We start from the raw sequence: 25,400 nt of genomic DNA on the forward strand, positions 1-25,400 counted from the left end.
CCGACCTCACATTTAACTGGTTACAATTTAGTTACATTCTATCACCCTCGAATCATATCCTCTATTTATGCCTTGTGAAAGCCTAAAAAGGGCATAAAATACGAATTACTTTAGACCTTCATACAGTCATGCAAACCACGGCCAACATTCCCTCACAATTGATCGACCAGTTTGGTCGGCGGGTGGACTATATCCGCCTGTCGATCACCGATCGTTGTGACTTTCGTTGCCAATACTGCATGGCAGAAGACATGACCTTTTTGCCGCGCGATGCCGTGTTGTCACTCGAAGAATGTGCACGCCTGGTTAAACTGTTTGTCCGTATGGGCGTGCGTAAAGTTCGCATCACCGGCGGCGAACCACTGGTACGCAAAAACGCGATGTGGCTGTTTGAAGAAATCGGCCATTTGCCAGGTCTGGATGAATGCGTGCTTACCACCAACGGCAGCCAGCTGGATAAATATGCAGTGACGCTAAAAACGGCCGGGGTCAAACGCATCAATATTTCCATCGACAGCCTGCAAGAACAACGCTTTAAAACCATCACCCGCGTGGGTGAATTATCAAAAGTGCTCACCGGGCTGGACGCAGCAAGGGCTGCTGGCTTTGACAATATCAAAATCAATACCGTGCTCATGCGTGGTATCAACGACGATGAAGCAGAAGCTTTAGTCAACTTTGCCATTCAAAAAAAGGTTGATATCAGCTTTATTGAAGAAATGCCGCTGGGGGCCGTCGACCACGATCGCGAACAAAGTTGCGTCAACAATACCGAAACACTGGCTTTGTTAAAAAGTAAGTTCTCACTCACGCCTAGTACCCACAGAACAGGCGGCCCTGCGCGCTACTGGCAGGTCAATGGCGAGCAAACAAAAATTGGCTTTATCTCGCCGCATAGCCATAACTTTTGCGAAAGCTGCAACCGCGTGCGCATTACCTGCCAGGGAGAGCTGTTTTTATGCCTGGGGCAAGACCACCAAGTGAACTTGCTGCCACTGCTGCGCAACCACCCCAACGATGATCAACCTTTAATTGACGCCATTTTGCATGGTATGCACATCAAGCCAGAAGGCCACGACTTTGATTTGCGGCGTGCGGCGCCTGCGGTGATACGCTTTATGTCACACACAGGTGGTTAATGCAGATTACAGCGGTGATTTTGGCCGGTGGGCGCGGCATGCGGATGGGCGGTGCAGATAAAGGCCTGGTGAGTTACCAGGGCAGACCCATGGTGGCACATGTGTTAGCGCGCATACAGCCGCAAGTAGACCATGTCATCATCAATGCCAACCGCAACCTAGATCAGTATCAAGACTTTGGCCTACCCGTTGTTGCCGATGCCAACGATCAATTTGATGGCCCGCTGGCGGGCATGCAGGCAGGCTTGCATCACGCCACCACAGACTGGGTGCTCAGCGTGCCTTGCGACTCGCCGTTATTACCACTGGATTTAGTCAGCCGGTTGCGCCGCGCGATAGAGCAAGCATCCGCCATTCACCACACGCCAACCATGCTGGCCATTGCACGCAGTGCGAGCGGCACGCACCCGGTATTCTGCTTGATGCCACGCCAACTGCGCGCCGACCTGGATGCCTTTCTGCAACAAGGTCAGCGCAAAGTGAGTGCCTGGCAAGCCGAGCACCCCCATGTATTTGTGAGCTTTGAAGATGAGCAAGCATTTACTAACATCAACCAACCCCCTGCTTCGCTACCATGAATAACCAAGACCTTTTGCAACAACTGGCCAATGATCCTTCTTGCGCAGATGACTATGATCCGAATGCCATGTCGGTGACGCAAGCGCGTCAGTACATCCAGCAATTTTTATCGCCAGTGCAAGATACCGAAACCATGGCCATCAAGCAAACGCTTGGTCGTATGCTGGCGGCGCCGGTGGTCTCCGGCATCAATGTGCCGGGGCACAATAATTCAGCCATGGACGGCTTTGCCTTTCGGCATGCAGAAGCCAATCAACCGCTCACCTTGGCAGGCACCGCCTTTGCAGGCAATCCATTTACTGGCGTCTTGCCAGTAGGTGGCTGCGTCAAAATCATGACTGGCGCCGTCATTCCGCCAGGCGTGGATACCGTGGTTATGCAGGAGCACACTCACTCTGAAGGTGAGCTTGTCTCACTATTAAAAATCCCGGCATTCGGGGCCAATATCCGGCTAACCGGTGAAGATATTGCCGTGGGCCAAACCGTGCTGGCGCGCGGCCATCAAATACAACCGGCAGACATGGGCTTACTGGCCTCACTTGGCATTGCAGAGGTTCAGGTTTACCGCCGCTTGAAAGTGGCTTTTTTTAGCACGGGCGATGAGCTGGTGAGTGTGGGCCAACCGTTGCAGGCGGGCCAGATTTACGACAGTAATCGTTACAGCTTGTGGGGCATGTTGCAGGCCTTGGGCGTGGATGCGCATGATCTCGGCAATGTCGCCGATGACCCGCAAGCGCTCGAAAATACTTTATTAGAAGCCGCCAACACGCACGATGTGGTGATTAGCAGTGGTGGCGTTTCAGTGGGCGAAGCTGACTTTATGAAGCAATTGCTGGCAAAACATGGTCAGGTCTTGTTCTGGAAAATCAATATGAAACCAGGGCGCCCGCTGGCCTACGGCAAACTTGGCCACTCACATTATTTTGGCTTACCTGGCAACCCGGTATCTACCATGGTGACTTTTTACCAGTTTGTGCAAGCCGCACTCAAAAGCTTGATGGGCGCGAGCGCAGTTGACCAACCTTCGTTCAAGGTCGAATGTGTGAGCGCGATTAGAAAAGCGCCTGGGCGCACCGAATTTCAGCGCGGCATCTTGTTCAAACAAGGCCAGCACTGGCAAGTCAAAACAACGGGCGAACAAGGCTCCGGCATGTTGAGCAGTATGAGTCAGGCCAATTGTTTTATTGTGCTGGACGAAGCCACCGGCGCACTGGCCGCAGGTGCGATGGTTGAAGTGCAGCCCTTTAGCGGGGCTTGCTAACATTGCGTGCGCAAGCTGGCGTGAATCATAAAAAATAGCTTATAGTGTCGGGTCGCAGCGGGGCTTAATCATAAAGGTGTTGGCGTGCAAGCCGTTTTAAAAGAATCTAAACAGTTCAATCATGTATTAGAGTGGTGCTTGGTCGCTTCACTGTTAATCCATGCCGCGATCATGTTTACAATGCCCAAGCCAGACTATGACCTGCCGCCGCCAAAAAAGCAGGAAATCCGCATTGAACTGGTGAAAGAACAACCACCCGCACCCGCATTACCGGTCGCTGAGCCTGAGCCCACACCACCACCCAAACAATCTACGCCGGTGCCACCAAAACCAGAGCCAGTCAAAGCCGAACCCAAACCGGTCGAGCATAAACCTGTCGCCCCTCAAAAACCATCACCAACCCCGGAACCACCGACAGAGGCCGCGCGCCCGGCGGTTGAGTCGCCCGCACCAGCCATCATTGCAGCCAAACCAACCGCCAGCGATACGAAACCGGAGGTGGTTGTGGCCCCGTCGGCGCCGCAGCCAGCACCGCCACCAGAACCACCCAAAGCCAGCGGACCAAGTGAAGGCGACATTGAAGCCGCGCGTAACGCCTTTAAAGAAGCCGCACAGCGTGAAATTCAGAAAAACTTGCGTTACCCGAGGATCGCCTTGGAACGCAGCATTGAAGGGGTGACTAACCTGCACATTACCTTTGATGACCATGGCAACGTGACTAGCATCGAAGTGGCAGAATCCAGTGGCAATAAGGCGTTGGACGAGGCGGCTATTGCAACCATCAAAAAATCGCAGTTTAAATCCCTGTTTAACGACATACTGCGCGGCAGGTTGAAGTCCACCAACGTGCCGGTCAGTTTTAAACTGATGGGTAGCCAATAATGCTGTTCAAACGCACTTTATCTTTGGGCGCTGCTCACCGGGCCCACGGCAAACCGCTCAGACACTTGCTGCTGTTTCATGACTTGTATTTTATTGCACTGATTGTGCTTGCCGTCGCCAGTGGTGGTTATGGGATTTACCTATGGGACAAGGCATCCAAACAATCGCAACGCATTAATTTTGTGATTCAGGAAATCTACTTGGTGCGCGGTGATCTTTATCGCCAAACCAAAGAGTTATTCGATGCATTTTTCTTACAAGAAGAGAATGCCTTGCAAGAATACAATCAATATACATCGTCGATTCTTGAGCACCTGGAACGCTTGCAAAACATCGCCATCGACCAGGAAGAGCGCGATGCGCTCATGGACATTGAGCGCAAATACCGTAATCTGGTCAACGAAGCACCCGCCCTGTTTTACCGCTATCAAAACAACCCCGATCGCAAAGCGCAAAAATCTATTTACCAGGATATCGAAACCGGCATTTTCAGACATTATGAAGAGGTTTCCAAACGCGCCGAAAACTTACTGTTTGTGAAACAAGGCGAAATCAAACATCGGCTGGATGACGCCAGGAGCAACTCGATTGCCGTGCTGTCATTACCCTTGTTGCTGGCCTGCATCCTGATTGTGTATTCGCGGCGTATTTTGAAAAACTCTATTGTCAGGCCGATTAACGACATCATGCAGGCAACCAATGCCATTAGTACCGGCAATCTCAGCCATCAGGTGCCCGAGGCCGGTGCTGAAGAGCTTGCCGTGTTGTCCAGAGAAATTAACAAAATGGCCGAAGACCTGGCGGCCAGCCGTGACGCCGTGGTTAAAAACGAAAAGCAGGCTGCGCTCGGCTTGCTGGTGCCGATGCTGGCGCATAACATCCGCAACCCGCTGGCCAGCATACGTGCCACGGCACAGGTGATTGATGACCCGCTGCTGGATAAAGACACGCTGGAGTCGATTCAAGGCATTATCCACACTGTAGACCGGCTGGAGCGTTGGACCGGCAGCCTGCTGTCTTACCTGCACCCGATCAAACCCATGCTTAACCAGTTGCTGCTTTCTTCTATCGTGCAGGGTGCAATTACCACCTTGCAACCAAAGCTGAATGAAAAACAAATCAAGGTGATTGAAAACAGCGCGACGATTAAACGCCTGATACTCACAGATGAACATTTGCTGGAGCAAATGCTATATAACCTGCTGTTAAATGCCTCAGAGGCTTCGCCCAAGGGTACGGAAATCCAGTTAATGTGTGCGCTTGCAAACAACTTGTTAACCATCATCATCATAGATCAAGGGCCAGGCATGCCGTTCAAACCAGAACCCCATGCGCTCACTCCAGGCCCAACCACTAAACGCTTTGGCACAGGCTTAGGCATCCCGTTTGCCTTTAAGGTATGCGAGGAGCTAGGCGGGGCCATGACGTTTGACAGCGAACCCGGTAAAGGCACGCACATCACCATCACGTTGCCACAGTAAATGACTCGCACTGTGACTAACATGAGAATTTTCGTTTTGTGCTTGCTTAATTTTGTATTTTTATCAACAATGTGATTAAGTGATTGTCATGAATACTATGTTGAATTCACCTGTTCCAGAACTCATCTTACCGGCCACATCCGGCCTTCAATTTAATAGCAAAGACTATTTAGGTAAGTTTCTCGTTCTCTATTTTTACCCCAAAGATGCCACGCCCGGCTGTACTACCCAAGGTACGCAGTTTCGTGATCTGCACCAACAATTTGCTGCGGCGAATGCGGTGGTCTTTGGTATTTCACGCGATAGCCTGAAATCACACGAAAATTTCAAAGCCAAGTATACGTTTCCGTTTGAGCTGATTGCTGACAGTGACGAAATCGCCTGTCAGGCATTTAACGTGATCAAAATGAAAAACATGTACGGCAAACAGGTACGTGGCATTGAACGCAGTACATTTCTGGTCAACCCACAAGGCATCATTGTGCGCGAATGGCGCGGTGTCAAAGTGGATGGGCATGCCGCCGAGGTATACGCCAGTATTCAGTCTTCCCACTCATAAAAGTGATTTTCTATGGCCAGTGCTCCACACACCAAGCTTTTTGTTCTCGATACCAACGTTCTGATGCACGACCCTTCGTCACTGTTCAGATTTGAAGAGCACGATGTCTATTTGCCGATGGTGACATTGGAGGAACTAGACAATAACAAAAAGGGGCTGACTGAAGTCGCCCGCAACGCCCGTCAGGCCAGCCGTTTTCTGGAAGAAATCATCGGCACCATAGACACTGAAAAACTGGAAGAAGGCTGTCCACTTGGCATCCAGGGTAATCGCCACCTGACCGGCAAGCTGTTCTTCCAGATGGAACATGTGCCGACTGACCTGCCAGGCTTGGCAGGCAGCAAGGCCGATAACCAGATCATCAGCGTCGCCTTATCACTGAAGAAACAGTTTGCCAAACGCAATGTCATCCTGGTCAGCAAGGATATTAATATCCGCATTAAAGCCCGCGCCATGGGCGTTCCGGCTGAAGATTATTTCAATGATAAAGTGCTGGAAGACAGCGATATGCTGTATACCGGCCTGCGTGAGCTGCCGGAAGACTTTTGGGAAGCGCACAGCAAAGACATGCACTCCTGGCAAGAAGCAGGACGCATGTTTTATAAAATCAGCGGCCCCATCGTCAAGTCATTGCTGGTGAATGAATTTGTGTTTTATGAATACAACAAGCCGTTTCATGCCATCGTGCGCAAAATAGAAGATAATTCAGTCGTGCTGGAAGTGGTACACGATCACCACAACCCCAAACACAGTGTTTGGGGCATTACCGCTCGCAATCGCGAACAGAATTTCGCACTCAATTTGCTGATGGACCCTGAGATTGATTTTGTCACCCTATTAGGCCAGGCTGGCACCGGCAAAACCCTGCTGACGCTGGCTGCCGCGCTGACCCAAACACTGGACAAAAAACGCTATTCCGAGATCATCATGACCCGTGTCACCGTGCCGGTTGGTGAAGACATCGGCTTTTTGCCCGGCACTGAAGAAGAGAAAATGGCGCCATGGATGGGCGCACTGGAAGATAACCTCGACGTATTGAATAAAACGGATGAAGATGTAGGTGAATGGGGGCGTGCCGCCACTCAGGACCTCATCCGCACACGCATTAAAATTAAATCGTTAAATTTTATGCGTGGACGCACCTTCCTCAATAAGTTTTTAATCATCGACGAAGCGCAAAACCTGACCCCTAAACAAATGAAGACCCTGATTACACGCGCAGGCCCAGGTACCAAAGTGGTTTGCTTGGGCAACATTGCCCAGATTGATACACCCTACCTGACTGAAGGTAGCTCAGGCCTGACATATGTGGTGGATCGCTTCAAGAGCTGGGCACACAATGGCCATATCACGCTGGTGCGGGGCGAGCGTTCACGCCTGGCAGATTTTGCAGCCGAGGTCCTGTAGACACAGTCTGCTTGAATGTAATGGTTAAAGGCTTTTATACCTTATTGATTGCCCAGTTTTTATCGGCAATCGCTGATAATGCACTCTTGTTTGCAGCGATAGCGCTGCTGGCCCAACTCAATGCACCGAGTTGGCATGAGCCACTGCTACGAGAGTTCTTTGTCATCTCCTACATTGTGCTGGCCCCTTTTGTCGGCCCTTTTGCCGACGCTTTGCCAAAGGGCCGCGTGATGTTTTTGAGTAACGGCCTGAAGTTTATCGGCTGTTTGATGGCGCTGGTCGGCGTGCCGCCATTGTATGCCTATGCAATGGTCGGTGTCGGCGCAGCCGCCTACTCGCCAGCGAAGTATGGCATCCTCACCGAGATGCTCCCTTCCAAGCTGTTGATTAAGGCCAATGCATGGATGGAAGGCACCACGGTAACGGCCATCATTCTCGGCCCGGTATTAGGCTCTACGCTATCCATAAACAACCCCTACATGGGCATCGCCTGCATCATGCTGCTATATTTACTGGCGGCGGGCTTTAACTATTACATCCCTAAAGTACCGATTGATCACAAGGTTGAGCAAAAAACATTGCGCTTTTTGCTCAAGGATTTCTGGCATGCGTTTATTACGCTATGGAAAGACCCCCAGAGCCAGGTATCGCTGGCGGTGACAACACTGTTTTGGGGCGCAGGCGCCACCTTACAGTTTGTGGTGCTGCAATGGGCCGATGTCCGATTAGGCTTCTCTCAACAACAAGCTACTTATTTGATTGCCATTCTGGCGGTAGGTATTGCTGGCGGCTCTATCATTGCGTCACGTTATGTTGAGCTTGAAAATGCAGTGAAAGTGTTACCGGCTGGCATTTATATGGGTATCCTGGTCATCAGCATGATTGTGATCCACAGCCCGATTCTAGCGGGCATCTTGCTGTTTGTGATTGGTGTGCTGTCAGGGTACTTTCTGGTGCCACTTAACTCGCTGCTACAACATAGAGGGCACCATTTGCTGGGTGCAGGCCACTCAATCGCGGTGCAAAACTTTAATGAGAATATCGGCATTTTACTGCTGCTGGGCGCCTATACCTGGATGGTCGGAGCAAAACTCGACATCAACACGATTGTGGCTATTTTTGGTGTGTTTATCATCATCAGCATGTCGGTGATTAGCCTGATTTATCGCAAGCAAATTAAGCAATAGGCACATACACTCACTTAATAAAAAAGGCGCCCGGGGCGCCTTTTTTATTGCCATCACAGCAGCGTTAATGCAGTTTTACGTGCGGCTCAGTACGTCTGGAGATGATGCGACCAATGGTATGCACGATCACAGCAAAAATGCCGTGCAGTGCCATTAAGTGCATCTTGTACAACGAGCGATACATCACGCGTGCAAACAAGCCTTGAATATACATGCTGCCACCTGCCACCGTACCCATCAGGCTACCTACCGTCGAGTATTTACCCAGATTCACCAATGAACCGTAGTCGGTATAGTGAAACTCTGGCAACTGCGCTTTACCAGCGACACGCGCTTTAACCGTTTTTACCAGCAAGGAGGACTGCTGGTGAGCGGCTTGCGCACGCGGTGGTACAGTCGAGTCATGGCCTAACCATGGGCATGCCGCGCAATCACCAAAGGCAAAAATATTCTCGTCACGCGAGCTTTGCAAATGTTGATTCACGACCAACTGATTAATCCGGTTGGTTTCCAGGCCATCAATATCTTTCAGGAAATCGGGGGCCTTGATACCAGCCGCCCACACCACGAGTTCTGCCGGGATGGTGCGGCCACTGTGTGTAGTAATGCCCTTCTCAGACACCTCAGTCACGCGCTCGCCGGTAAACACATTCACACGCAGCTTGCGCAACTCAACATCTACTGCGTAAGATAGTTTTGCTGGCAATGCAGGCAAAATACGGTCGCTAGCTTCAATCAATGAGATTTTCACGTCACGATCTGCATCAATCTTATCCAGGCCATAGGCCGCCAACTCACGCGTCGTATTATGTAACTCTGCTGCCAACTCAACACCTGTCGCCCCGGCACCCACAATCGCCACTTCCAGCTGGCCAGATTTGAGTGGCTCTGGCTGGGTTTGTGCGCGCAATAAAGCATTATGCAAATAACGATGGAATTTTTGCGCCTGTGCTTGCGTATCGAGCGCCATTGAAAACTCACGTGCGCCTTTAATGCCGAAATCATTGGTCGTACTACCGACGGCAATAATCAGAGTGTCGTACTTGAATGAACGGCGCGCAATAATTTCATTGCCATCCTCATCATGGACGGGCGCCAGCAGCACCTCACGCGTGCTGCGGTTCAGTCCATCCATGCGCCCCAGGCGGAACTTGAAATGATGCCAGTGCGCCTGTGCCAAATACTCCAGCTCATGGCGATCAGGATCCATACTGCCTGCCGCAATTTCATGTAACAACGGTTTCCATACATGGGTCCTGGTGGCATCAATCAGGGTAATTCTGGCCTTTTTCTTTTTGCCCAGAGAGTCACCCAGTTTAGTCGCCAATTCCAGGCCACCTGCACCACCACCTACAATGATGACATGGTGTAAATCATTTTCGTCTGTCACGCTCACGCTTTAATCCTTCAATAAAAAAGCGCGCCTGCCGTACTGCCAAGCGCGCACAACAATTCAATTATACCGTTATTCGTTACCAGTAATTTTGGCATGACTACGAATAAAAGCGATGACCTTCAATACATCATCCGGTTTTAAGCCGTCATCCGGCGCCATCAACCCAAAGCCCTTGGCACCCATACCGCCATTAGTGCCATGCCAAATTGTTTCAAACATGCCTTTATTCGTCGCATTTTTGCTGTAACGGAAATTCTCACCGATCAAGCCAGGGCCGACGGCCCCTTCACCATGACCACCGTGGCAGGCGACACAAGAATACAGGTTAAATCTTTTTTTACCTTCTTTAATCGCCTCTTCATTGCCGATATAAGGATTCTTACCTGTCGCTAAAAACTCCTTGGCTGCCGGTGTATCAAACATCTTGAGGTCAATCTCCATCGGCTGACCATCTTGTGTGGCTACAAACTGAATCGCCTTAATGTCGGCAGCGGCATCAGCTGCAGCACCAGATTGACCACCGTTATTACAGGCTGCCAGCATTGTGGCAAGCAGCGTTGTTAAAAGCATACTTCTCATGATTACCCCCATCTTTCCAATATCCATGTTCTTTGAAATAAAACGGTTTTTAATTGTTTTTTATAATCAAACCGACTGCATTTATTGTGCCACAAAAACAAAAAACGGTCACCTCAGTGACCGTTTTTATTCGCAACCAATTACTCGTTGCCTGTGGTGCCTACATTGCTATTGCTACGAATAAAAGCAATGACTTTCAGCACTTCATCTGGTTTGATACCATCATCTGGAGCCATCAAACCAAAGCCTTTAGCACCCATACCACCATTAGTACCGTGCCAGATCGTTTCAAACATACCTTTGTTAGTGGCATCTTTAGCATAACGGAAGTTTGCACCAATCAGGCCTGGGCCTACAGCGCCTTCACCTTTACCACCGTGACAAGCCACGCAAGAGTACAGATTGAAGATCTTTTTGCCTTTTTTGATGGCGTCCTCGTTACCGATGTAAGGGTTTTTACCAGTCGCTAAAAATTCTTTAGAAGCGTCTGTATCAAACATTGCCTTGTCGATGTTGATGGTTGAGCCGTCTTGAGTAGCTGAAAAAGTAATATCAGCCATCGCACCTGTGGCAAATGCCATCAAGGAAATCAACAATGCTGATTTAAATGTGTTGCCTAACATGTTTTCTCCTAATCCTAAACAAAATGAGCGACGTTAACTGAAAAACCAAACAATCAACGTATGCTCATTTAACGAATCGTTCCAGAAATGGTTGACGAATATTTCCGATTTTAATCACGGAATAGTTCACGCCACCATCTCAAAACAAGGCCACGATTCTACTGTGTTTTTTTTGCCTTGTCATTAGCAACTGTCTGTTTTTAAAACTTTTTCAACAGTGTGTTATTTTTTATACACACTGTCACCTTCAACCACAGGCACTGTTGGAATACCGTAATCTTTGAGGATTGCATCAATCTTATCTTTATTACGTTCCAGGGCTTCGTTAATCATCTTGATGCGGTCTTTATCTTTCATACGCACCGCCACAGAAATGTTCCAGTATTCTTTGCCTTTAAGATTCACCTTGTTGTACTCAGGAATCAGGCGAACCTCCAAAGGCACTTTAGAGTTTTTGGCAAAATAACCTGCAATCGGGCCCCACATCACAGCCACATCAATATCACCTTTTACCAGATCATCAATAATAAAGCTGGTTGGCAAATTCAAGTCACGCTGCAAACGGTATGGGCGCGCATTGGTCATCAGGTCATAATCGTTTAAAGGAATGGTTGCCGGACTTTTATCAACAATGCCGATAATGCCTTTTTTCAGATCAGGTGAGTCCCAGTTTGTAATATCGTAGTTGCTGTCCTTACGCCAGACGAACACGTGACCCGAGCGGTAGTAAGGCTTAGAGGTTCTTAAACCATCAAAATCAGAGGTCATGCCGATGATGACATCACAGCGCATGGCATTGATAGTGTTACGCAAAAAGCCCTGGCGATTATACGCATATTGAAAAGTTAATTTTTTACCGAGGTCATCTGCCAGCACTTTGGCAATCTTGTCTTCAAAGCCTTCCAGCTTGATGTTGGAGTAAGGCATATTATCCGGGTCAGAACAGACCTTAAACTCTGACTCATCCGCGACACGTCGCACTTCACCGATACGACCTTCATCGGGATTAATGGACGGAATATCAATTTCCTCTGCCAACACAACACTCTGTGTTGCAAACGCAAACGCAAACGCACCCAATATATTCCATGTAGTTCTCATGTTGACTTCATCCTTTTTTATGATTGTTTCCTGTCGTTTTTGGAGCTTGTTATTGCTCAAAAGTTCTGCCAATCAACGACAAACTTAATCATCTTATCGTGAATGCGTTTTCATTTGTAGCCAAAACACATTTAATTTTATTTGCTTCTATTGAATCATGATATTCATGAAAAAAAACACCCTGCCGAAGCAGGGTGTTTGAGGAGTCAACGTATTTCTACGTGCAACTTAAGACTAGCTTAAATTACAGTGAGAACACATTCAGTGCACCGCCGCCAGGAGCAGCGTTGTACTTGGTCAACTCTTTGTAACCACCAGCAGCACCCAGTGCGTCGGTGTCGTTAGTCATACCAAGGTTCATCGCAACACCAGCCCAACCGCCGATACCGGACAGTACGCCAACGTATTGTTTACCCTTGTTGCCGTATGTGAATGCATTACCAATCACGCCGGAACCAACTTGGAATTTCCACAGTTCTTTACCATTTTGTGCATCAACAGCTTTGAACCAACGATCCAAAGTACCGTAGAACACGATGTTAGAAGCTGTAGTCAGAGCACCGCCCCAAGCAGAGAACTTCTCTTTGTTGTACCAAACTTTTTTGTTGGTCATTGGATCATAAGCGCCGAAGCCACCCATTACGCCGTCAGGACCAGCAAACATAGTCAAAGTAGCACCAACCCATGGTTGACCAGCAACGTATTTGGACTCAACTGGCTCGTATGTCATACATACGTGGTTCAATGGTGTGTACATCAAACCAGTTTTTGGAGAGTAAGCAGCAGGCTGTTGGTCTTTAGTACCCAAAGCAGCTGGGCAAACACCCTTAGCGTTGTAGTCTTGGTGAGTAGAAGCGGTAGCCAGTTTGCTAGGTACGCCTGTTTTCAGGTCAACATCAGTTGCCCAGTTAACAAATGGGTGTACTTTTTCAGCAGCAACTAATGTACCGTTACCAGCTTGCCATGTGTAGATGAAACCGTTACGGTCATGGTGCCATGCGTATGTTTTGCCACCTTTGTCGAACAGGATTACTTCGTTAATACCATCGTAGTCCCACTCATCGTGTGGAGTCATTTGCATGCCCCATTTAGCCACGCCAGTGTCCAAATCACGAGCAAAAATTGTCATAGACCATTTGTTGTCGCCTGGACGTACATCTGGGTTCCATACGGATGGGTTACCAGTACCGTAGTAAACCAGGTTTGTACGTGCATCATACGGCCACCAGCCCCATACGGAACCGCCACCATGTTGCCAGCCATCTTTAACAGCTTGTGGTTTCAACCAAGTACGTGTACCCAGTTCTTTTTCACCAATTTTCAGGCTGTCGTTAGCGGCTTTCTTGAATGAACCACCTTGTTTGTTACCGCCGTTTACATCTTCGTAAACTGACAATGCACTGTAAGATGGGTTTTCTTTGTTGAAGTCAGCACCGATCAATACTTCGCTGTCTGGACCTGTAGAGAATGCTTTCCATGCCAGAGAGCCGTCTTTCAGGTTGTATGCAGCGATAAAGCAACGTACGCCGAACTCAGCACCTGAGCAACCGGTCAATACTTTGTCTTTGATCACGTGTGGTGCGTTAGTGTTAGTTGCACCAACTTTTGGGTCAGTGTTCTTAACATCCCATACTTTAGCACCGGTTTTTGCATCTAAAGCAACCAACATACCGTCGTTTTGTTGCAGATAGATTTTACCGTCGCCGTAGCCCAGACCACGAGAAACGTTGTCACAGCACAGAACTGCTTGAACGCTTGGGTCTTGCTTAGGGAAATAGGACCAAACGATTTTTTGATTGTCGTTCAGATCCAGAGCGTATACGTTGTTTGGGAAAGCTGTGTGAACGTACATCATGTTGCCCACAACAACTGGTGAACCTTCGTGACCACGGTTTACACCGGTTGCGAATGTCCATGCTGCTTTCAGGTTTTTAACGTTACCCTTGTTGATTTGTGCCAAGGCGCTGTAACCGTTGTTGTTGTGTTGACCACGTGGATGTGCCCAGTTGTTGGCATCTTTCAACGCAGACTCTTGGTCAGCTGCTGCGAAAGCAACCAATGGCAATGCTGCTACCAGACCCAAGGCCAATTTGATTTTGTTAACTTGCATATTGATCTCCAAAGTTAGAACTAAGGGTTTAATATTAAGTACACGTTAAATTCTGCCAGCACTAGGATTGGCAAACCAAATCTCCCGCATACTTTTTCACTCCAGAAACAAGGGAAAAACTCCTGAAACACCTTAGAATTTATCACTTGTCGCATGTGAGGATTGCAATATAGAACAATTTGTTTTCAATTGCAACAGTTTGGTTACAAATCGGTTACAAATATTTCTAAATATTTTTTGCTATTTTTAAGCCCGTTGGCGAAAAAATAAATTATCATTAAAAATCATATAGTTAAGAAAATAATTCATGAGCACACTCTGCCTCTACCCTGAATGCCAGCCATTTACAAATACACATATTGCAGTCAGCCCGTTACATTCGATCTATGTTGAGCAGTGCGGCAACCCGCATGGCGTGCCTGTGATTTTTCTGCATGGCGGCCCAGGCAGCGGCTGCAATCCGGGTCAGCGGCGTTTTTTTGACCCCGAGCACTACCATATTATATTGTTTGATCAACGCGGATGCGGTCGCAGCCAGCCGCCGGGAGAAACCAGCAACAACACTACAGCAGACCTGGTGGCAGATATAGAAACCATACGCCAGCATTTAAACATCAACCGCTGGCATGTGTTTGGCGGCTCCTGGGGCAGCACGCTGGCACTGGCTTATGCCAATAGCCATGCCGGGCGCGTGATCAGCTTGACCCTGCGCGGACTCTTTTTAAGCAGGCAGCATGAGATCGCCTGGTTTTTAGGCCAGGTTGCGCTATTTTTCCCGGAGGCCTGGCAACAACTGCTGGTGCCAGTGCCTGCCAGCCATCAGGAGAATGTCCTGGATTACTATGCAACCCTGGTGTTTGACGCCGATACATCCATCAGCGTACCGGCCGCCATTCGCTGGAACGCGTTTGAGTCGAGCATCATGAGCCTGATCCCCAAAGCAGACAGCAACGAGGTGAACGGCGCCGTAGAGTTGGCGCGTGCACGCGTACAAATTCATTATATTCAACACTTATGTTTTGTAGATGGCGAACAGATGTTACGCGAGGCCGCCAATCAGTTGCGCGCGATTCCAACCACCATCGTGCAGGGCCGTTATGACATGGTATGCCCGCCACAAACCGCGTGGGAGTTGAGCCAGGCCTTACCACAGGCGACATTGATCATGGTGCCAGACGCGGGCCATTCGGCCATGGAGCCTGGCACTTGCCAGGCCTTATTAAACGCCACCGAACAATACAAGCAACTTTAGCGCCTAACGACAAAGCCAGCGAAAGCGGAATCTATGCAGCCTGTGTTATGGATGACATTACACAAGCAGTGGCAAAGCCTGAGGCAACACATCTCGGCTTATAGCTACTGCACGCCGATGTTCGTGCTCAAAACAACCTGGCAGGGCGTGGCCAGGCACCGGTTGATGGGGTTATCGGCCGCGCTGTCTTTTTATGCACTGTTTGCATTGATCCCGTTGATCGTGCTGATTTTCTTTTTAATCAGCCACCTGGTCTATTCGTCTGATTACGCGATTGTGAAGCTGGCCATTTTAACCAGCAACCTGCTGCCTGAGTTTAGCCAGCGCATCATGATAGAAGTGTATGAAAACACGCGCACCAAAGCCGCCTGGGGCGCAGTTGGCTTTTTCGTCTTGCTGTGGACCATCACACCGCTGGCAGCACACATGCGCTCTAGCTTTCACCTGATTGCCAGCCGTAATGACGTTCCTTCTTTCTGGCATAAAAAAATACGCGACGTCGTGGCGGTGCTGGGGGTGTTGCTGGTCTTTTTTCTGTTTACCGCAGCAGGCTTCGTGCTCGAGTCGATGATCGTGTTTCTGGCCAATCATTTGCCATCGGCGTTGATTAATTATGTGGGCTCGCTGTTATCGCTCATGTTGACCACGCTACTGATCGCAGGCTTTTATCACACCTTTTGCCCGCTCAACGTGCATTGGCGCCACTTGCTACTCTCTGCCCTGCTCACGGCCACGGTATGGATGCTGATGCGGCCAGCCTTCGGCCTGTTTTTGAGCGTGAACAAAAATTTTGGCGCCGTATTTGGCAGCATGAAAGCGATGTTTGTCTCTATTAGCTGGCTATACCTTAACTTTGCAGTATTTTTAGTCGGCATTGAATTAATGGTCACACTCAGACAAAAAGATGTGCTGCTGCTAAAAGGCCTGTTTGAAGACATCCCCAACCAGCAGCACTATTTGCAGGCATTGATGGGGAAATACGGCAAAACCTATGCGCAAGGTAGCTATGTACTAAAAGAAGGCGATGCGAGCCACCATTACTATATGGTGGTTGATGGCACCTTGCATTTGACACAGCAACAAGCCGACGGCACAGAAAAAACACTGCGCATTTTGCAATATGGAGATTTTTTTGGCGATATTGCGCTGTTCTCGGCACAACCAGTGACGGCCAGCGCAGTCGTCGTGTCATCTGAAGCGGCAGTGATTGAAATTTATGCCGAGTGCATGGAAAACCTGTTACAAGAAGACCCGCATATTGCGGTGCGCCTGCTCAAACAACTGTCTCATCATGCACAGGTAAAAAATGCCTTAGCGCCATCAAAGACCGCATAAACAGCGTCAATTAGCTGTGTTTTGCGCTAAATCAAGTCACAGAGTCATTGCGGAATTGTAAGATGTGTTACAAAATTGTAACTGTCTTTGGAACTTTGTACGACTGCTCCCTTTATGTCTATCCCACTTTCGCAAGAGATCAACACCCTGATACAACAATTAAATCAGGGACAATTTGACGCTGTCATTCAACGCGCCCGCCCGCTGGCAGCGCAGCATCCGCGAGAGTTCGTATTACATCACCTGCTGGCGCTGGCGCTGGATCAGACGCAACAATACCGAGAAGCGGCACTCGCCTATGAAGCCGCGTTGCAACTCAACCCCAAGGCCACAGAACTGTGGTTTAACTATGCGATTGCACAAACCCAGCTCAATGCGCTCACCGCTGCCGAGCAAGCTTATCGCAAGGCCATTGCCCTCAATCCGCAATTTTTTGAGGCACACGGCAACCTCGGCACTGTGCTGCAAAAACAGGGCAAACTGGACGAAGCCGTAGCCAGCTACCAACAGGGGCTGCGCATCCAGCCACAAGATGCGCGCGGCCATTTCAACCTGGGTACGGTATTGCGCGACCAAGGGCAATTGGCCGCCGCCGTGCACAGCTATGAGCGCGCCATTGCATTATTTCCCAACTATACCGACGCCTATAATAATCTGGGCGAAACCTGGCGTGACCAAGGTGACATGACGCAAGCGGTACAGCATTACCAGCAGGCACTACAACGTAACCCGCAACATCCGGGCGCCAATTACAATATGGGCGAGTTTTTATATCTGGCCAAGCGCTTCGAAGAAGCGATCCCTCACTTTGAGGCTTCACAATTAGATGATTGGCAATCGCGGGTACTTTACTGTTTATACCGCGCAGAAAAATTTGAGGCTTTCAAGCAGCGCAGGGATGACATTATCAGGCAAGGGCCACACACCGCTCCTTTTATTGCGACCCTGTCTACCCACTATAGCCTCAACCATGGCGAGGCAGACCCTTATCAGTTTTGTCCGGACGGACTGTCGTTTGTTTACCACCGCAGCCTGCCCGAGCTGGCACCTGGCAGCCCGTTATTGGCAGAGTTGCTAACGAATATTGCGCAGGCAGATATTGCAGAACGCAAACAGGCGCGCCTGACCAATGGCAAACAGTCCGCAGGCAATTTATTCAAACGCCCCGAAGCGGCGTTTAGAACGCTGGGCGAGTTGGTTAAACGCGAGTTTCGCCACTACGAGGCGCATTTTAAATACGCTGATTGTGCGTTGATCAGCCACTTTCCGCAAACGCTGGAATTCACCAGCTCCTGGTATGTCAATATGCAAAAAGGTGGGCACCTCGATGCCCATATTCATGAAATTGGCTGGCTCAGTGGCGCGGTTTACCTGGCCATGCCTGAGACCGCAGACCCGAAAGAAGGCGCCTTTGAGTACGGCACACACGGCGACCAATACCCGCAATTACATGACGATTTTCCTACCCGTTTTATCAAACCAGCCGTCGGCGATATTGTGCTGTTTCCTTCGTCGCTGTTTCATAGAACCATCCCCTTTCATGCCGAGGCAGAGCGCATTTGTGTCGCCTTTGATTTAAAACCCGCCGAACACCTGCCAGCTGCGCGTAGCCAATATTAAGCCCGACGATACCCGAGCCGTTTGAGCCACTATAAATCGGCACCACAAAACGGCGCCCAAAAATGGCACAGCGGGCTTATCAAACTGATACAGAATTTATCAAAATTGCTGATTGTAGATTGCATGGCGCAAGGTATGATACTTGTTGAGGGGTCGCTATTTTTTGTGTAGGCAGACCAGAGGAGACAAGTGATGCAATCCTCTGCACTCATCGCGCTGCTATTCACCTCATCTCGCGTCACACCAACTAACCCCTGATGGAGTCAGATCAATATGATTTCAGTGCGCCGGACCTGCTTATTACTCCCGCTGTTAGGCATAAGCGCCCCCACGCTCTCAGTGGCTGGGCCTGAACAAGCGCGCGAAACCAAGAGTGAATTACTGTTTAATTTGGCCCTGCTCAGCCAAATGCCTAACCGCCAGGCACAAGACACTTACGCCATTTGTGCATTTGAAGAAGACATCGGTCATTTGAAGGCCACCGCGCTAGAATCGCAAAAATTGCAGAATTTGCAGATTTTTTTGGTCACAGTGAAAGCACCCACCGACGTCAAGCGCTGCAATCTGTTATATATTCAAGACTACGGCACACAAAAGCCGCTAGAATTACAACAAATCATTCAAAAAGAATCTGTTTTGACCGTGGTGTATAACGGCAATAAATTTTCTGAATACGGTCATGTAGAAATTAACGAACAGGATAAGCATTACCAGTTCGCATTGCATCTGACCTCGGCAAAACAGGCCGGCATTGTATTTGACACACGACTGATGAAACTGGCGACCAATATCATTAATTAACTTTGTATGTTAAGACTGCTCCCTCACCTCAAAATTGCACACAAACTGCTGCTCACCGAGCTGGTGATGACGTTGAGCATGCTGCTGGTCTTTATTGTCTTTGCATTTGGTAGCCACTACCACAGCCTGCGCTCTCACCTGATTCGCGACCTCCTGGTACAAATGAATGTGGTGGCAAACTCTATTGGCCCCGCCGTGATGTTTGGTGAAGTGAGCTCCGCCGCTAAAACCCTGGAGCCGCTGACCGATAATCAGAACATCCGTAGCGTCGTCATTCTGAATCAGCAACAGCACCCACTACAAAGCCTGCATCCGCAACACCCCAAAAACCCGGCGGCCTGGCAGTGGCTGTATCCTTACTTTAGCGACATGGAAGTCACCACGCCGATTGTGGTCAATGAAAAAACAGTCGGCAGCTTGCACGCTACCATCAAGCAAGATCAGATCGTTGATGTGTTAATCGGCTTTGCCTGGTCGAATGCGATTGCCGTACTGGCGGCAGCCTTGGTCGGCTGCCTGATTATGTGGCGGCTAAACCGCAACATTGTTGACCCGATTCATGCGCTGCAAAGCTTCGTTAGCAAAATCACGCGCAATCATCATTACGACCAACGCATTAACGTGACCAGCGCCGATGAAATTGGCATGCTGAGCCATGACATTAACAATATGCTGGAAAGTATCCGCCAGCGGGACGCCCAGCTGCAAGCCGAGTTGGACCATCGCAAGGTGATTGAAGAAAAGCTGCAGTTTTTAGCGCATTACGATAAAAATACCCAGTTGCTCAATCGTCATGCGTTTGAAGAATCCATCACCCGCAAAATCACCGCCGCACCTGACGACAGCAAGCATATTTATCTGCTGTTACTTGATCTGGATCGCTTTAAAATCGTCAACGATGCTTTTGGCCACAACACTGGTGACAAATTGCTGCTGCAGGTCGCGCACAGGCTGCGCGGCAATATGTCGCAAGACGATGCTATTTTTCGCCTGGGCGGTGATGAGTTTGCCATTTTGCTGGATGCGCCAGGGCGCAGCTTGATAGAGCAGGTATGCAAACGCATCATACAAACCATTTCTGCCCAGTTTATTGTCGACGACCATGAAATCCATATTGGTGTCAGCATCGGCATTGCGCTATTGCGGCCAGGCTTTGACTCAAAAACGGAGGTCATGAAAAACGCAGACGTTGCGCTGTATCAAGCCAAAGATGCCGGCCGTAATACGTTTAGGTTTTACAGTGAATCCGACGAAGCTACCACCTCAGAGCTACGCAATCTACGTGAAGAGTTACACTTTGCGCAGCAGAATCAGGAGCTGGAGTTGTATTACCAGCCGATTATCCATACTCAGCTACTCAAAACCATCGGCTTTGAAGCCCTGCTCAGATGGCGCCACCCAACCAAAGGCTTACTGACCCCAGACCAGTTTATCCACCTGGCCGAAGGCTCCGGGCTCATTATCAGCATTGGCGCCTGGGTGATCCACCAATCGCTTAAACAACTGGCCATGTGGCAAGAAATGTTTGACCGCGATCTGTTCATGAACGTCAATATTTCGTCGCGCCAACTGGATGACGACAGCTTGTCGGACACAATACGCCATGCGTTGGACTTTTACCGGGTATCGCCGCGGACACTCAACCTGGAAATCACAGAATCTATGGTCATGCGCAATATTGAATCTGCCAAGCAGATTCTTTATTCACTCAAGCAATTGGGGATAGGCATTGCCATCGACGACTTTGGCATTGGTCATTCATCCATGAATTACCTCAAACAATTGCCGGTCGATATTCTCAAAATTGACAAACAGTTTACGGCTGGCATTCCGCAAGACAAAGTCGACATCGCGATTGTCGATGCTCTGGTGGCGTTGGCTGTCAGCCTTAATTTAAAAGTGGTGGCAGAAGGCGTAGAAAGTGCGATTCAGTTTGAATATCTGCAATACAAACTCTGCCATCATGTCCAGGGCTACTTATTCAGTGCAGCCTTGTCTGCCAGCCAAACCACGACATTTATGGCCGAGTTTCCAGAAAGCATACCGGCCGTTTTTCGTAAAATTGCAGGGTCAGAAGCCTAAAAAAGAAACCTCAGCAGTGAACAATAGCCTTATTTAGCCGTTATATAACAACAAACAATAAAAAATCAGGGGGACATATGTTACGTTTTAAGCCATGTTATTTATTCATCGGGCTGGCATTGTCCGGCTACCACCTCAATAGCTACGCCGCCGGGTTTGCTCTGTTTGAACAAGGGGCTAGCGGCCTGGGTAACGCCTATGCCGGGGCGTCTGCGGTTGCTGAAGATGCCAGTACCATCTTTTTTAACCCGGCCGGCATGACTTACCTGGAAGGCCGTCAGGTTGTTGGCGCCGTGCATTTGATTAAAACCAATGGCAACTTTGATGACAGGGATAGTGTACGTGCTGGCACACGCCCACTGGGCAATGAAGGCGGCGAGATTGGCAGCCTGGCAGCTATTCCTAACTTTTACTACAAGCAAGATATTAGCGACCAGCTCAAAATCGGCATTGGCGTGGGTACGCCTTTTGGCTTGAAAACCGAATATGACAAGAACTGGCTAGGGCGCTTTCAGGCGATCAAATCTGAACTCAAAACCGTCAATATCAACCCCTCCTTAGCCTGGAAATTGAATGATCAATGGTCATTTGGCTTTGGCGTGTCGGCAATGTGGGCGCAAGCCGAGCTCACCAGCGCAGTCAATGTAGGGGCGGCAGAGTCCTCCATCAATAACAAAGGTAAAGACTGGGGCTTTGGTTACAATTTGGGGGCGATTTACCAAGTCACACCTGACACCCGATTAGGCCTGGCGTTTCGCTCAAAAGTCGAGCAACACTTAAAAGGGGACGCACGCTCGCCTTTTACAGCATTAAACGGCATTCCTGGCAGAACATTAAATACAGACATCACAGCTGACCTCACCCTGCCAGAAACACTTTCTTTCAGTAGCTTTAGTCGTTTAGATGAGCGCTGGGATTTGCTGACCGATATTACCTGGACCCGTTGGAGTCAATTTAAAACACTCAGCATTATGCGCGACAATGGCTCCAATACGGCTGTAGGCTCTACTCAAGAGCACTGGAACAACACGCTGCGTTACTCTGTCGGCCTCAACTATCGTTACACAGACACCTTAAAACTACGTACCGGCGTCGCTTATGACCAAGAAGCGATTGATAACAACCACAGAACGGCGCGTATCCCCGGTAATGATCGAATTTGGCTATCATTGGGTGCCAGTTGGCAATATAGTCCGCAGACTAAATTCGATGTCGGCTATGCACATCTTTTTATTAAAGAAGCCTCTATTTACGATGACCAGCAGTCACCCGCACCCGGTAAAGGCATCATTGCCGGCAAATACGATGGCAGCGCCGATATTCTCAGCATGCAACTCACCCACCAGTTCTAGGCCGCCACAGACCTAGTCACTCCTGCAATCAGCCGCGATTAATTGCTCTTTCACGGCTGATTGCCTTGTGTCTCACCCGCCTCATTTCACCCTGTAAGTTTCGTGTAAGCCGGTTGTCATGTAACCTTCATCTACCAGATTGAAAATGCATGTCTTGAAACAACCCGCAACATCGCTTTCTAGGATAGAAGATGACCATCAAGCACTTTTTCAAACTGGCATTACTGCCGCTGGCGATTAGCCAGGCATTCGCAGCCCAGGCAGACCCATCCAGTACGACTTCACAAGAAACGCCTTCTCTGGTGTCGCGTTTTATGAATGACGACAATCCGTTTCGCGTCAACTTCGATCTGGGCGACCACCCTTCTTACTTCCAGGTGTACGGCCTGGTGGATATCGGCCTGACCCATATCAATCACTCGTTGCCTGAAAACTATGAATTAGCGAATAACTTTTATCCTTATTCAGGCGCAAAAAAGACCAGCAGAACCACCTCTAGAACCAATTGGGTGAATGGTGGCTGGCAAGGCTCACGCATTGGTTTTAAAGGTGAAGTCGCCAAATTGCAAATGTGGGATCACGACTTCAAATTTATCTATCAACTGGAAGCCGGTTTTAATACGCTGGATATGAAGTTGCATGATGCGGCACAAACGCTGGCAGATAACTCTGGCACCAATGCTAACTCCAGCGTGAGTGCAAACTCATCCATGAACGGTGAGTTGTTTACACGCCAAGCCTGGGCCGGTATTGATGGCGGCTCATTGGGTAAATTGACCTATGGTACGCAATACAACCCGTTTTTTGAGATCACTGTGACTTATGATCCTAACGGTAAGGCCGACAGCTTTTCACCATTGGGTGAGAGCGGCACCGTGGGCGGTGGCGGTGGCGTGTCTGAAAACTCACGCATGAAAAACTCGCTCAAGTACGCCAATACTTACGAATTGGAGAGCCATGACAAAATCAATTATGCCGTGATCAACCAGTTTGGGAATTCGGCGGGCACCTCGCACGGCAATGGCTACACCACACAACTGGGCTACGAAAGCAGTGCATTTGGCGTGCAGTTGGCCTATGACAGATTTTTCGATTCAGTGAAGTCAGGGATTGCTGGCGCTGGCAATCCTTTAGCCAATGACACCATTGCGGTATCTCTGTATAACACGCAAGCCGTATTGCTCACTGGTAGATGGATGCCAACCAAAGACCTGAAAATCATCGGTGGTGCGGAGTGGTATCAATTGCAACCGTCATCCTCTACCTCGATTGATTATCACTCTATTTATGATCAAACTGTCTTTGGCGGCGTGGCAAACTCGGCATTGAAGCCAGGCTACAAACAGGATAACCATGTGTATTACCTGGGTGCCAACTTTGACTTTGCGCAGCGCGTGCCTGCACTGGCGGGCCTGACCACTTCTATCGGTTACTACCTGACTAAAGCGGATGCCATTGACGGCCCGACCGTTTCAACCAACTCGCAGGGTAAAATTGATACCTGGACGGCAATGGTGGACTATAAGCTGAATAAGCGTTTCGATACTTATCTGGCGTATACCACCAACCACTTTTCGGGCGACAAATATCCAAGTGCCTCGAACTATACCAATGTGACCAGCTATGGTGCCGGTTTGCGTATGAAGTTCTAAAGCCACGCGCTGAAACAAAAAAGACTCAAGCATATGCTTGAGTCTTTTTTATTACCGGTCACCTAATCATGCAAGAGACTGACGTCTGCGTGCCAGCAAACCAACGAATGCCAAACCAGCCAGCAACATGCCATAAGTTTCTGGCTCAGGCACTGGGGTCACGACCAGGCCGGTGATGTCTGTCGGCTTGAACATGCCAGTCACATTCACCTGGGTGTTGGTGTTCCAGCTATTGGCAATCACGTTACCGTTAATCGCGCTGAACCCGCCAGTGATATCTGCATCTGGCGCCAGTATAGTGCCTGTTGCACCGGAGCCTGTGTTTAAGGCCGTGGCTTGATAAAAGTTATACACCACATTGAAACCATACTTGCTAAAGTCAGTGCCGGTGCCGCCATTAAAGGTCAAACCATTGCCAGAAATATTCAGGATAATGGTTTGGCCGTTAGAAAAACCGCTGAATGTTGTATTGTTTCTGGAGTTGAAAAAACTGCCATCAATATCAAAAATCTGTGCATCGGTGCTGTTGCTGGCGGTCAGCTGCAAACCACTGTAGTTGTAAGTCGCCGTACCGGTATTTGCCAGCGCATTGAGACTGGTCGACAGGTTTTGCAGATAGAGACGCTCATTAGCGAAGTTAATCGGATCGCTGTCGGTATAATTACCGGTAAAGCCAAAGTTTGAAGTCGTGTGCGTGCCGCCCACATCAATATCGCCATTTTTAACGCTGCCGCCGTTAATGGTCACGTTGTTAGCGACCACCAGCGCATTGCCAGCAACGGCGTTATTGAGCTCATTGACAGAGTAGCCAGTCACATTAAAGTTGCCACCCACGGCTACCGCACCTTCAACATCGCTGTAGCTGCTGGTAAAGTTGTTAAATACAAACACATTAAACTGACCGGCAACACCGAAATCCAGCACATCTGCTGAGGCAGCCATGCTTTGCATTGCAAGTGCGGCAATCGCCGCGCTTTTTACCATCCAACTCATATATCACCC

General features: G+C 49.2%; 21 protein-coding genes. 15 read left to right on the top strand and 6 right to left on the bottom strand.

The window, feature by feature from the left end; all coding sequences use genetic code 11:
* Window positions 1–128: 128 nt before the first annotated feature.
* From moaA to lplT, 8 genes are all read left to right on the top strand, one after another.
* Window positions 129–1,139, top strand: coding sequence for a GTP 3',8-cyclase MoaA (gene moaA / locus METH5_RS0103955; protein ID WP_029147290.1), 1,011 nt, complete (start codon window positions 129–131; stop codon window positions 1,137–1,139).
* Window positions 1,139–1,717 (top strand): molybdenum cofactor guanylyltransferase MobA, encoded by a 579-nt coding sequence (gene mobA / locus METH5_RS0103960; RefSeq protein ID WP_029147291.1) that lies wholly within the window; start codon window positions 1,139–1,141, stop codon window positions 1,715–1,717. The genes moaA and mobA overlap by 1 nt, the downstream gene beginning before the upstream one ends.
* Window positions 1,714–2,979 carry a gephyrin-like molybdotransferase Glp gene (glp, locus tag METH5_RS0103965; protein WP_029147292.1) on the top strand — a complete coding sequence of 422 codons (1,266 nt, stop codon included), beginning with the start codon at window positions 1,714–1,716 and terminating at the stop codon, window positions 2,977–2,979. The genes mobA and glp overlap by 4 nt, the downstream gene beginning before the upstream one ends.
* A gap of 171 nt (window positions 2,980–3,150) precedes the next feature.
* Window positions 3,151–3,861 carry an energy transducer TonB gene (locus tag METH5_RS0103970; RefSeq protein WP_232410938.1) on the top strand — a complete coding sequence of 237 codons (711 nt, stop codon included), beginning with the start codon at window positions 3,151–3,153 and terminating at the stop codon, window positions 3,859–3,861.
* Window positions 3,861–5,342, top strand: a complete 1,482-nt coding sequence (locus METH5_RS0103975) for a HAMP domain-containing sensor histidine kinase (RefSeq protein ID WP_036307579.1) — start codon at window positions 3,861–3,863, stop codon at window positions 5,340–5,342. Before METH5_RS0103970 ends, METH5_RS0103975 begins: the two co-directional genes overlap by 1 nt.
* Window positions 5,343–5,439: 97 nt before the next feature.
* Window positions 5,440–5,901: a peroxiredoxin gene (locus METH5_RS0103980; RefSeq protein WP_029147295.1), complete on the top strand. Its 462-nt coding sequence runs from the start codon at window positions 5,440–5,442 to the stop codon at window positions 5,899–5,901.
* Between the two features lie 12 nt (window positions 5,902–5,913).
* Window positions 5,914–7,308 carry a PhoH family protein gene (locus tag METH5_RS0103985; RefSeq protein ID WP_029147296.1) on the top strand — a complete coding sequence of 465 codons (1,395 nt, stop codon included), beginning with the start codon at window positions 5,914–5,916 and terminating at the stop codon, window positions 7,306–7,308.
* Between the two features lie 20 nt (window positions 7,309–7,328).
* The gene (gene lplT, locus METH5_RS0103990) at window positions 7,329–8,495 is read left to right on the top strand and encodes a lysophospholipid transporter LplT (protein WP_029147297.1); all 1,167 of its coding nucleotides are present in this window, start codon (window positions 7,329–7,331) and stop codon (window positions 8,493–8,495) included.
* A gap of 64 nt (window positions 8,496–8,559) precedes the next feature.
* Here lplT and METH5_RS0103995 read toward each other — a convergent pair whose 3' ends face one another.
* The 5 genes from METH5_RS0103995 to METH5_RS0104015 form a co-directional block, all read right to left on the bottom strand.
* Window positions 8,560–9,885 carry an NAD(P)/FAD-dependent oxidoreductase gene (locus METH5_RS0103995; RefSeq protein ID WP_029147298.1) on the bottom strand — a complete coding sequence of 442 codons (1,326 nt, stop codon included), beginning with the start codon at window positions 9,883–9,885 and terminating at the stop codon, window positions 8,560–8,562.
* Between the two features lie 75 nt (window positions 9,886–9,960).
* Window positions 9,961–10,470, bottom strand: coding sequence for a c-type cytochrome (locus METH5_RS0104000; protein ID WP_029147299.1), 510 nt, complete (start codon window positions 10,468–10,470; stop codon window positions 9,961–9,963).
* Window positions 10,471–10,610: 140 nt separating this feature from the next.
* Complete coding sequence (locus tag METH5_RS0104005) at window positions 10,611–11,093, bottom strand: cytochrome c (RefSeq protein WP_029147300.1); 483 nt, start codon at window positions 11,091–11,093, stop codon at window positions 10,611–10,613.
* Window positions 11,094–11,315: 222 nt separating this feature from the next.
* Window positions 11,316–12,194 carry a quinoprotein dehydrogenase-associated putative ABC transporter substrate-binding protein gene (locus tag METH5_RS0104010; RefSeq protein ID WP_029147301.1) on the bottom strand — a complete coding sequence of 293 codons (879 nt, stop codon included), beginning with the start codon at window positions 12,192–12,194 and terminating at the stop codon, window positions 11,316–11,318.
* Between the two features lie 244 nt (window positions 12,195–12,438).
* Window positions 12,439–14,304 carry a PQQ-dependent dehydrogenase, methanol/ethanol family gene (locus tag METH5_RS0104015; RefSeq protein ID WP_029147302.1) on the bottom strand — a complete coding sequence of 622 codons (1,866 nt, stop codon included), beginning with the start codon at window positions 14,302–14,304 and terminating at the stop codon, window positions 12,439–12,441.
* A gap of 307 nt (window positions 14,305–14,611) precedes the next feature.
* Between METH5_RS0104015 and pip the strand changes: the two genes are divergently transcribed.
* The 7 genes from pip (at window position 14,612) to METH5_RS0104050 (ending at window position 24,398) form a co-directional block, all read left to right on the top strand.
* Complete coding sequence (gene pip, locus METH5_RS0104020) at window positions 14,612–15,556, top strand: prolyl aminopeptidase (protein WP_029147303.1); 945 nt, start codon at window positions 14,612–14,614, stop codon at window positions 15,554–15,556.
* A 33-nt stretch (window positions 15,557–15,589) separates the two neighbouring features.
* Window positions 15,590–16,891 carry a YhjD/YihY/BrkB family envelope integrity protein gene (locus tag METH5_RS0104025; protein ID WP_051412841.1) on the top strand — a complete coding sequence of 434 codons (1,302 nt, stop codon included), beginning with the start codon at window positions 15,590–15,592 and terminating at the stop codon, window positions 16,889–16,891.
* A 114-nt stretch (window positions 16,892–17,005) separates the two neighbouring features.
* Window positions 17,006–18,511, top strand: a complete 1,506-nt coding sequence (locus tag METH5_RS0104030) for a tetratricopeptide repeat protein (protein ID WP_029147305.1) — start codon at window positions 17,006–17,008, stop codon at window positions 18,509–18,511.
* Window positions 18,512–18,784: 273 nt separating this feature from the next.
* Window positions 18,785–19,312, top strand: coding sequence for a YfiR family protein (locus METH5_RS0104035; protein ID WP_029147306.1), 528 nt, complete (start codon window positions 18,785–18,787; stop codon window positions 19,310–19,312).
* 6 nt (window positions 19,313–19,318) lie between these two features.
* Complete coding sequence (locus METH5_RS0104040) at window positions 19,319–21,394, top strand: EAL domain-containing protein (protein ID WP_029147307.1); 2,076 nt, start codon at window positions 19,319–19,321, stop codon at window positions 21,392–21,394.
* Window positions 21,395–21,471: 77 nt separating this feature from the next.
* Window positions 21,472–22,746 (top strand): OmpP1/FadL family transporter, encoded by a 1,275-nt coding sequence (locus METH5_RS0104045; protein ID WP_036307586.1) that lies wholly within the window; start codon window positions 21,472–21,474, stop codon window positions 22,744–22,746.
* A gap of 191 nt (window positions 22,747–22,937) precedes the next feature.
* Window positions 22,938–24,398, top strand: a complete 1,461-nt coding sequence (locus METH5_RS0104050) for a porin (protein ID WP_029147309.1) — start codon at window positions 22,938–22,940, stop codon at window positions 24,396–24,398.
* 66 nt (window positions 24,399–24,464) lie between these two features.
* On the opposite strand, the gene METH5_RS0104055 is transcribed toward METH5_RS0104050, so the two are convergent.
* A complete protein-coding gene (locus METH5_RS0104055; protein WP_232410939.1) occupies window positions 24,465–25,391 on the bottom strand; it encodes a choice-of-anchor A family protein in 927 nt (308 codons plus the stop codon).
* Between the last annotated feature and the right edge of the window lie 9 nt (window positions 25,392–25,400).

The sequence above is a fragment of the Methylophilus sp. 5 genome, assembly GCF_000515275.1.
In the GTDB taxonomy this organism is placed as follows: domain Bacteria; phylum Pseudomonadota; class Gammaproteobacteria; order Burkholderiales; family Methylophilaceae; genus Methylophilus.

What these genes read in the sequence shown, in the direction of transcription:
- pip (WP_029147303.1), top strand. Translation starts at nt 14,612, where the DNA reads ATGAGCACACTCTGCCTCTACCCTGAATGCCAGCCATTTACAAATACA.
- METH5_RS0104000 (WP_029147299.1), bottom strand. Translation starts at nt 10,470, where the DNA reads ATGAGAAGTATGCTTTTAACAACGCTGCTTGCCACAATGCTGGCAGCC.
- METH5_RS0104035 (WP_029147306.1), top strand. Translation starts at nt 18,785, where the DNA reads ATGATTTCAGTGCGCCGGACCTGCTTATTACTCCCGCTGTTAGGCATA.
- METH5_RS0104005 (WP_029147300.1), bottom strand. Translation starts at nt 11,093, where the DNA reads ATGTTAGGCAACACATTTAAATCAGCATTGTTGATTTCCTTGATGGCA.
- METH5_RS0103985 (WP_029147296.1), top strand. Translation starts at nt 5,914, where the DNA reads ATGGCCAGTGCTCCACACACCAAGCTTTTTGTTCTCGATACCAACGTT.
- METH5_RS0104015 (WP_029147302.1), bottom strand. Translation starts at nt 14,304, where the DNA reads ATGCAAGTTAACAAAATCAAATTGGCCTTGGGTCTGGTAGCAGCATTG.
- METH5_RS0104030 (WP_029147305.1), top strand. Translation starts at nt 17,006, where the DNA reads ATGTCTATCCCACTTTCGCAAGAGATCAACACCCTGATACAACAATTA.
- glp (WP_029147292.1), top strand. Translation starts at nt 1,714, where the DNA reads ATGAATAACCAAGACCTTTTGCAACAACTGGCCAATGATCCTTCTTGC.
- METH5_RS0103970 (WP_232410938.1), top strand. Translation starts at nt 3,151, where the DNA reads ATGTTTACAATGCCCAAGCCAGACTATGACCTGCCGCCGCCAAAAAAG.
- METH5_RS0104045 (WP_036307586.1), top strand. Translation starts at nt 21,472, where the DNA reads ATGTTACGTTTTAAGCCATGTTATTTATTCATCGGGCTGGCATTGTCC.
- METH5_RS0104055 (WP_232410939.1), bottom strand. Translation starts at nt 25,391, where the DNA reads ATGAGTTGGATGGTAAAAAGCGCGGCGATTGCCGCACTTGCAATGCAA.
- METH5_RS0104025 (WP_051412841.1), top strand. Translation starts at nt 15,590, where the DNA reads ATGCAGCCTGTGTTATGGATGACATTACACAAGCAGTGGCAAAGCCTG.
- mobA (WP_029147291.1), top strand. Translation starts at nt 1,139, where the DNA reads ATGCAGATTACAGCGGTGATTTTGGCCGGTGGGCGCGGCATGCGGATG.
- moaA (WP_029147290.1), top strand. Translation starts at nt 129, where the DNA reads ATGCAAACCACGGCCAACATTCCCTCACAATTGATCGACCAGTTTGGT.
- lplT (WP_029147297.1), top strand. Translation starts at nt 7,329, where the DNA reads ATGGTTAAAGGCTTTTATACCTTATTGATTGCCCAGTTTTTATCGGCA.
- METH5_RS0103980 (WP_029147295.1), top strand. Translation starts at nt 5,440, where the DNA reads ATGTTGAATTCACCTGTTCCAGAACTCATCTTACCGGCCACATCCGGC.
- METH5_RS0103975 (WP_036307579.1), top strand. Translation starts at nt 3,861, where the DNA reads ATGCTGTTCAAACGCACTTTATCTTTGGGCGCTGCTCACCGGGCCCAC.
- METH5_RS0104050 (WP_029147309.1), top strand. Translation starts at nt 22,938, where the DNA reads ATGACCATCAAGCACTTTTTCAAACTGGCATTACTGCCGCTGGCGATT.
- METH5_RS0104010 (WP_029147301.1), bottom strand. Translation starts at nt 12,194, where the DNA reads ATGAGAACTACATGGAATATATTGGGTGCGTTTGCGTTTGCGTTTGCA.
- METH5_RS0104040 (WP_029147307.1), top strand. Translation starts at nt 19,319, where the DNA reads ATGTTAAGACTGCTCCCTCACCTCAAAATTGCACACAAACTGCTGCTC.